Here is a 7,219-nt window from a genome sequence, read left to right as displayed (position 1 = left end):
TCCCCCCTCCCCTTCTCCTCCTACCCCACCCCCGCGCCGGCTCGGCCAGTGACCGAGCCGGAGCGGCGGTTTCGTCTCCCGTGCACGCTGGCCGGCCTCAGTCCGCCAGGCGCGGCAGCACCCGTTCGGTGAACAGGCGCAGGCTGCGCCAGCCCTCCTCCGGGGGCATTCCGCCGGCCAGCGGATGCAGGACGAGGTTGTCGAGACCCAGGTCCACGCACTGGTCCGGGGTGAGGATGCGGTAGACGCCCTCGGCGCGCAGATCGTCCACGGTCGTGGCGGAGGACTTCACGGCGGAGCGGATGTCCCCGGACTGCCAGGAGGCGTACGTCCGCGCCTCGTGCAGGAAGTGCCGGCCGTACGCGGCCCACGCCCGGTCCGGGTCCTCGGCGATGTGCAGCAGCGGGGTCTCCTCGGTGGGCATCATGGTCCAGCCCTCGGTGCCGTACTCGACGAGCCGTTCCTTGTAGTACGCCTCCAGCTCCGGCAGGTGCGCGCTGGGGAAGAAGGGGAGGCCGAGGCGGGCCGCGCGGCGGGCGGCGGCCTTCGAGGAGCCGCCGACCAGCAGCAGCGGGTGCGGCTCGGTGAGCGGGCGCGGCGTGATCCGCACCGTACGGCCGCGGTACTCGAAGGGCTCGCCGGTCCAGGCCTTGAGCAGCGTCTCCAGCACCTCGTCCTGGAGCTTGCCGCGACGCTTCCAGTCCACGTCGAACAGCGCGTACTCCTCGGGCCGGTACCCGATCCCCGCGACCGTCACCAGCCGCCCGCCGCTGATCAGGTCCAGGACGGCGATCTCCTCGGCCAGCCGCAGCGGGTCGTGCAGCGGGCCGATCACCGCCGAGACGGTCACGGCGACACGGCTGGTCGCGCCGAAGACCGCGCCCGCGAAGGCGAAGGGTGACGGCAGCCAGTTGTTCTCGACGCCGTGGTGCTCCTCGGTCTGCACCGTGGTGATGCCGTGTTCGTCGGCATACGCCGCCATGTCCAGGGCGGCCCGGTAGCGGGCGCCGAGGGAGGCGGGGGTGGCGTCGGGCTCTACGAGATTGAAGCGGACGACCGTGACGGGCATGGGGGGCTCCCCTTCACCGGGCGGGTGTGGAAGCGGACGTTAGCTGACGGAGTGTCAGACATCCAGAGGGGTGCCGCAGGACTCCATGACCGATACTGGTCGGGTTATGGAAACCGTCATCCTTGCTGTAGTCATCGCCGTGGTCGTGATCGGCGCGCTCGGCGGGCTCGTCATCGGCACCCGGCGCAAGAAGCCGCTGCCCAAGCCGCCGCCCTCCGCGCCCGACATCACGGCCCCTCCGGCCGAGCCGCACGTCGGCGACGAGGCCGAGACGCCCCGCGACGAACCACGCCGGACCATAGAGGAGGTGGATCTTCCGGACGGCTCGGCGCCGGTCGCCGTCGAGGAGCCGCCCTCCCTCGAGGTCCCCGAGATCGAGGTCCCCGAGCCGGCCGAGGGGCGGCTCGTCCGCCTCCGCACCCGTCTCTCGCGCTCCCAGAACGCGCTCGGCAAGGGCCTGCTCGCGCTCCTGTCGCGCGAGCACCTCGACGACGACACCTGGGAGGAGATCGAGGACATCCTGCTCACCGCCGACGTCGGCGTGGCCCCGACCCAGGAGCTGGTCGAGGGTCTGCGCGAGCGGGTGAAGGTGCTCGGCACCCGCACCCCCGCGGAGCTGCGCGGCCTGCTGCGCGAAGAGCTCCTCAAGCTCGTCGGCACCGACATGGACCGCACGGTCCGGACCGAGCCGGAGGCCAGCAAGCCCGGCATCGTGATGGTCGTCGGGGTCAATGGCACCGGCAAGACCACCACCACCGGCAAGCTCGCCCGCGTCCTGGTGGCCGACGGCCGTACCGTGGTCCTGGGCGCCGCCGACACCTTCCGTGCCGCCGCCGCCGACCAGCTGCAGACCTGGGGCGAGCGCGTCGGCGCCCACACCGTGCGCGGGCCCGAGGCCGGCGACCCCGCCTCCGTCGCCTTCGACGCGGTGAAGGAGGGCAAGGAGATGGGCTCCGACGTCGTCCTCATCGACACCGCCGGTCGCCTGCACACCAAGACCGGCCTCATGGACGAGCTCGGCAAGGTCAAGCGCGTCGTCGAGAAGCAGGCCCCGCTGGACGAGGTGCTGCTCGTCCTCGACGCCACGACCGGGCAGAACGGCCTGGTCCAGGCCCGCGTGTTCGCCGAGGTCGTCGACATCACCGGCATCGTGCTGACCAAGCTGGACGGCACGGCCAAGGGCGGCATCGTGATCGCCGTCCAGCGCGAACTGGGCGTGCCGGTCAAGCTGGTGGGCCTCGGCGAAGGCGCGGACGACCTGGCGCCGTTCGAGCCGGAGGCGTTCGTTGACGCCCTTATCGGAGAGTGACACCCCCGCCGACAACGGTACGAGCACGAAGAAGCCCCCGCCTCCCAAGGTGCAGTTGGGGGCGGGCGCTTCGCTGTGTGCCTCGTGCCGCTAGGCCCGGGACCGGTGCGCCACGTAGGCCAGGGTCCCCAGCAGCAGGCGGGCCGCCGGCGGCTTGGTGGCCGAGTCCAGGGCCGGCTGCCGCAGCCACCGCGCGGGGCCCCGGCCGCCGCGGTCGGAGGGCGGGGCGGTGATGTACGTACCGGGGCCCTGGCCGCGCAGGTCGAGCGAGGTCGGGTCGTCCCAGCCCATGCGGTAGAGCAGCTCGGGGAGTTCGGCGGCGGCGCCGGGGGCGACGAAGAACTGGGCGCGGCCCTCCGGGGTCGCGGTGACCGGGCCGACGGGCAGGCCCATGCGCTCCAGGCGGATCAGGGCGCGGCGGCCGGCGGCCTCGGACACGTCGACGACGTCGAACGAGTGGCCGACCGCGAGCATGACCGACGCTCCGGGGAACTCGCCCCAGGTCCTGGTCACGTCGTCGAGCGTGGCGCCGGCCGGGACCAGCGGCGCGAACTCCAGCGGATGCGCCCCCGGTGCACCGCAGTCCGCCCGGCCGCAGGAGCACTCGCTCCCCGAGGCCCGCGCGCCGGCCACGACGTCCCAGCCCCACAGTCCGGTGAACTCGGCGACGGCCGTGCACTCCGAGGAGCGGCCGCGCCGACGCGAGCCGGAGCGGATCTCCCGGATGCCGCCGATCGTGAAGCCCATGCCCCCTCCAACGGGTCCGACGCGCCGGTGGTTACGGCGCGGATGCGGATCGTGACCCTGTGTGTTTTCCGAGTCACCCGCCCCGCTTGGTCCGGGCGGCGCTGGAGGTGCCTCTGGTGGTGAACTCGACGACGCGCGCCCCTGAGTGCATCGCTCCGCCTACTCCCGATCGGTCTATGTCAAGTGAATCGCGTGCAGGCCACCGTGAGTTCATTCGAAGGGGTGGCGAATGGTGGCGTTTCCGGGATCGCCATGGCTGGACGGGTGATCGTAGGATTACTTTGAGTGCACGGGTCCCGGGGGCACATGCACTCGTGGGTATGCCGGAGGCAAGTCGGTATCCCGTTCGAAGGGTGAGAACCGGCGGACGGGAGACCGTATTTACCGGCATTCTGATAGGGCTTGGCGCACTCGGCGACAAGTGGTCTCAGGGATGGGGGCGTTCCAGTGAGCGGCAACGGCGGAAGCGGGACGACCGCGGCCAGCATCGACAAGCGCCCGAACGAGCTGCTCACTTCCTGGTTCGTGCGCAGCGGCTGGTCGAAGGGCGAGCTCGCCCGCCAAGTCAACCGCAGGGCGCGCCAGTTGGGCGCCAACCACATCTCCACGGACACCTCCCGGGTGCGCCGCTGGCTGGACGGCGAGAACCCCCGCGAGCCCATTCCCAGGATCCTGTCCGAGCTGTTCTCCGAGCGCTTCGGCTGCGTGGTCTCCGTCGACGACCTCGGCCTGCGCACGGCGCGTCAGTCACCCTCCGCGACCGGCGTCGACCTGCCCTGGACGGGCCCGCAGACGGTGGCGCTGCTCAGCGAGTTCTCGCGCAGCGACCTGATGCTGGCGCGGCGCGGCTTCCTCGGGACCTCGCTGGTCCTGTCCGCGGGCCCGTCCCTCATCGAGCCCATGCAGCGCTGGCTGGTGCCCTCGCCCCAGGCGCCGCAGGCGGAGCCCGAGTCGCCCGCCGCCTCCCGCCGGGCCGGCCGGCTCTCCCGCCCGGAGCTGGACCTCCTGGAGTCCACGACGGTGATGTTCCGCCAGTGGGACGCCCAGTGCGGCGGCGGGCTGCGCCGCAAGGCGGTCGTCGGCCAGCTGCACGAGGTGACGGACCTGCTCCAGGAGCCCCAACCCGAGGCGACGACCAGGAAGTTGTTCAAGGTCGCCGCCGAACTGGCCGAGCTCGCGGGCTGGATGTCCTACGACGTGGGGCTCCAGCCCACCGCGCAGAAGTACTTCGTCCTCGCCCTGCACGCCGCCAAGGAGGCGGGCGACAAACCCCTCGGCTCGTACGTGCTGTCCAGCATGAGCCGCCAGATGATCCACCTCGGGCGTCCCGAGGACGCCCTGGAGCTCATCCACCTCGCGCAGTACGGCAGCCGGGACTGCGCGAGCCCCCGCACCCAGTCGATGCTGTATGCGATGGAGGCCCGCGCCTACGCCAACATGGGGCAGCCCGGCAAGTGCAAGCGCGCGGTGCGGATGGCCGAGGACACCTTCGCCGACGTCGACGAGTGGGACGAGCCGGACGCCGACTGGATCCGCTTCTTCTCCGAGGCGGAGCTGCACGGCGAGAACAGCCACTCCTACCGCGACCTCGCCTACGTCGCAGGACGCAGCCCGACGTACGCCTCCCTGGCCGAGCCCGTCATGCAGCGGGCGGTCGACCTGTTCGCCCAGGATGCCGAGCACCAGCGGTCGTACGCACTGAATCTCATCGGCATGGCCACGGTGCACCTGCTCCAGCGCGAGCCCGAGCGCAGCGCGGTGCTGGCCGAGAAGGCCATGCACATCGCCAAGAAGGTGCGCTCCGAGCGCGTGAACACTCGTATCCGAAAGACGGTCGACACCGCTGTACGCGACTTCGGGGACCTCGGTGAGGTCGTCGACCTCACCGAGAAGCTCGCACTGGAGCTCCCGGAGACCGCCGAAGCGGTCTGAATCCCCTGACCCCGGCCGCGGCCGGCCCTCCCGAACTGCCCGACTCGGCTCCCCCATGCCAGGTCGTCGGAAGGCCGTCCGCGGCCGGATTTCTTCCCTCACGGAAGGTTGCGCCAAGATAACGATCATTTCGGCCGGCATCCGGCAGTTCATCGAGGCGTAACACGCACGGCGCCTTCGTCACGGCGGCGAAACAACGAGGGGCTTCCACCGAAACCGCGCTGCGCCAATCTCATGGCGCATAACCGGCCCACCCCTCATGCCCGCTTCTGGCTTCGCCCGCACGGGGCCGTATTAACGACGAGGAGACGCCGATGGCACCAGCCATCACGCTTGCCGCGGACAAACTGTCTGCCGCCAACACAGGCTTCATGCTCATTGCTTCCGCACTGGTGCTGATCATGACCCCGGGCCTCGCCTTCTTCTACGGAGGCATGGTCCGCGTCAAGAGCACCCTCAACATGCTGATGATGAGCTTCATCAGCATGGGCGTCGTCACCATCCTGTGGGTGCTGTACGGCTTCTCCATGGCGTTCGGCACGGACCACGGATCGCTCATCGGCTGGACCGGCGACTACATCGGCTGGGCCGGCATCGACAAGATGGACATCTGGTCCGGCTACACGATCCCGGTGTTCGTGTTCGCCGTCTTCCAGATGATGTTCGCGATCATCACGCCCGCGCTGATAAGCGGTGCCCTCGCGGACCGGGTCAAGTTCTCGGCCTGGACGCTGTTCCTCATCCTGTGGGCCACGGTCGTCTACTTCCCGGTCGCCCACTGGGTCTGGGGCACCGGCGGCTGGGCCTTCGAACTCGGCGTGATCGACTTCGCCGGCGGTACGGCGGTCCACATCAACGCGGGTGCCGCAGCGCTCGGCGTGATCCTCGTCATCGGCAAGCGCGTCGGCTTCAAGAAGGACCCGATGCGCCCGCACAGCCTCCCGCTGGTGATGCTCGGTGCCGGTCTGCTGTGGTTCGGCTGGTTCGGCTTCAACGCCGGCTCCTGGCTCGGCAACGACGACGGCGTCGGCCCGCTGATGTTCGTCAACACCCAGATCGCCACCGCCGCCGCCATGTGCGCCTGGCTCGTCTACGAGAAGATCCGCCACGGCGCGTTCACCACGCTGGGCGCCGCCTCCGGTGCCGTCGCCGGTCTGGTCGCCATCACCCCGTCCGGCGGCGCGGTCTCCCCGCTCGGCGCGATCGCGGTCGGCGCCATCGCCGGTGTCGGATGCGCCGCGGCCGTCGGCCTGAAGTACCGCTTCAACTACGACGACTCGCTCGACGTCGTGGGCGTCCACATGGTCGGCGGTATCCTCGGCTCGCTGCTGATCGGCCTCTTCGCCAGCGGCAAGGGCCAGTCCGACGTGAAGGGCCTCTTCTACGGCGGCGGCATGCACCAGTTCTGGATCCAGTGCGCCGGTGTCTTCGGAGTCCTCTTCTACTCGCTGATCTGCTCCGCGATCCTCGCCTTCCTCCTCGACAAGACCATCGGCATGCGGGTCACCGAGGACGAGGAGATCTCCGGGATCGACCAGGCCGAGCACGCCGAGACCGCATACGACTTCAGCGGCGCCGGCGGCGGTGCCGCCCGCAACGCCGTACCCGCCGGTGCCGGAGCGGCCCAGAGCAAGAAGGTGGACGCATGAAGCTCATCACCGCCGTCGTCAAGCCGCACCGGCTCGACGAGATCAAGGAGGCCCTCCAGGCCTTCGGCGTCCACGGCCTGACGGTCACGGAGGCGAGCGGCTACGGTCGTCAGCGGGGACACACCGAGGTCTACCGCGGTGCCGAGTACACCGTCGACCTGGTGCCCAAGATCCGCATCGAGGTCCTGGCCGAGGACGACGACGCCGACCAGCTGATCGACGTCGTCGTCAAGGCGGCCAGGACCGGCAAGATCGGTGACGGCAAGGTCTGGTCGCTCCCGGTGGAGACGGCCGTCCGGGTCCGGACCGGCGAGCGCGGCCCCGACGCGCTCTGAACGTAAAAAGGAACAGGAGTCGCCGGGTGTCGAGTACGGACGTGCGCAAGGAAGCAGAGGACTCGGGACCCAGTGGCTACGCGGCGGACCGGGCGGGCTTCCTCCCCTCGAAGGAACAATCCCAGCCCCCCCAGCGTGCCGTCCCTTCCCCCCCTCAGGGCAAATGGCCGGGCAGGCT

At 70.4% G+C, this 7,219-nt stretch carries 6 protein-coding genes; 4 read left to right on the top strand and 2 right to left on the bottom strand.

Translation table 11 applies throughout. From position 1 onward, the window contains the following. Positions 1-97: 97 nt before the first annotated feature. Positions 98-1,069 (bottom strand): LLM class flavin-dependent oxidoreductase, encoded by a 972-nt coding sequence (locus ACFU97_RS31080; protein ID WP_384263296.1) that lies wholly within the window; start codon positions 1,067-1,069, stop codon positions 98-100. Positions 1,070-1,175: 106 nt separating this feature from the next. On the opposite strand from ACFU97_RS31080, the gene ftsY reads away from it, so the two are divergent. Next, on the top strand, positions 1,176-2,378 hold the full coding sequence (gene ftsY / locus ACFU97_RS31075) for a signal recognition particle-docking protein FtsY (RefSeq protein ID WP_384263293.1): 1,203 nt from the start codon (positions 1,176-1,178) through the stop codon (positions 2,376-2,378). A gap of 90 nt (positions 2,379-2,468) precedes the next feature. Here the strand turns inward: ftsY and ACFU97_RS31070 are convergent, their stop codons facing one another. After that, positions 2,469-3,125: a bifunctional DNA primase/polymerase gene (locus ACFU97_RS31070; RefSeq protein WP_384263291.1), complete on the bottom strand. Its 657-nt coding sequence runs from the start codon at positions 3,123-3,125 to the stop codon at positions 2,469-2,471. A gap of 447 nt (positions 3,126-3,572) precedes the next feature. Between ACFU97_RS31070 and ACFU97_RS31065 the strand changes: the two genes are divergently transcribed. The 3 genes from ACFU97_RS31065 (at position 3,573) to ACFU97_RS31055 (ending at position 7,041) form a co-directional block, all read left to right on the top strand. Beyond that, complete coding sequence (locus ACFU97_RS31065) at positions 3,573-5,057, top strand: hypothetical protein (RefSeq protein ID WP_384263289.1); 1,485 nt, start codon at positions 3,573-3,575, stop codon at positions 5,055-5,057. Positions 5,058-5,371: 314 nt separating this feature from the next. Then, positions 5,372-6,706 carry an ammonium transporter gene (locus ACFU97_RS31060; protein ID WP_384263286.1) on the top strand — a complete coding sequence of 445 codons (1,335 nt, stop codon included), beginning with the start codon at positions 5,372-5,374 and terminating at the stop codon, positions 6,704-6,706. Beyond that, positions 6,703-7,041 carry a P-II family nitrogen regulator gene (locus ACFU97_RS31055; RefSeq protein WP_276112337.1) on the top strand — a complete coding sequence of 113 codons (339 nt, stop codon included), beginning with the start codon at positions 6,703-6,705 and terminating at the stop codon, positions 7,039-7,041. Before ACFU97_RS31060 ends, ACFU97_RS31055 begins: the two co-directional genes overlap by 4 nt. The last annotated feature ends 178 nt before the right edge of the window (positions 7,042-7,219 follow it).

The organism is Streptomyces sp. NPDC057616 (assembly GCF_042800575.1).
Lineage (GTDB): Bacteria > Actinomycetota > Actinomycetes > Streptomycetales > Streptomycetaceae > Streptomyces.
The sequence above is the reverse complement of the archived record's forward strand: the minus strand, read 5'-3'. Positions and strand labels throughout refer to the sequence as shown.

Excerpts from the sequence above, each read along its gene's own strand:
- ACFU97_RS31080 (WP_384263296.1), bottom strand. The coding sequence starts at position 1,069 with ATGCCCGTCACGGTCGTCCGCTTCAATCTCGTAGAGCCCGACGCCACC.
- ftsY (WP_384263293.1), top strand. The coding sequence starts at position 1,176 with ATGGAAACCGTCATCCTTGCTGTAGTCATCGCCGTGGTCGTGATCGGC.
- ACFU97_RS31070 (WP_384263291.1), bottom strand. The coding sequence starts at position 3,125 with ATGGGCTTCACGATCGGCGGCATCCGGGAGATCCGCTCCGGCTCGCGT.
- ACFU97_RS31060 (WP_384263286.1), top strand. The coding sequence starts at position 5,372 with ATGGCACCAGCCATCACGCTTGCCGCGGACAAACTGTCTGCCGCCAAC.
- ACFU97_RS31055 (WP_276112337.1), top strand. The coding sequence starts at position 6,703 with ATGAAGCTCATCACCGCCGTCGTCAAGCCGCACCGGCTCGACGAGATC.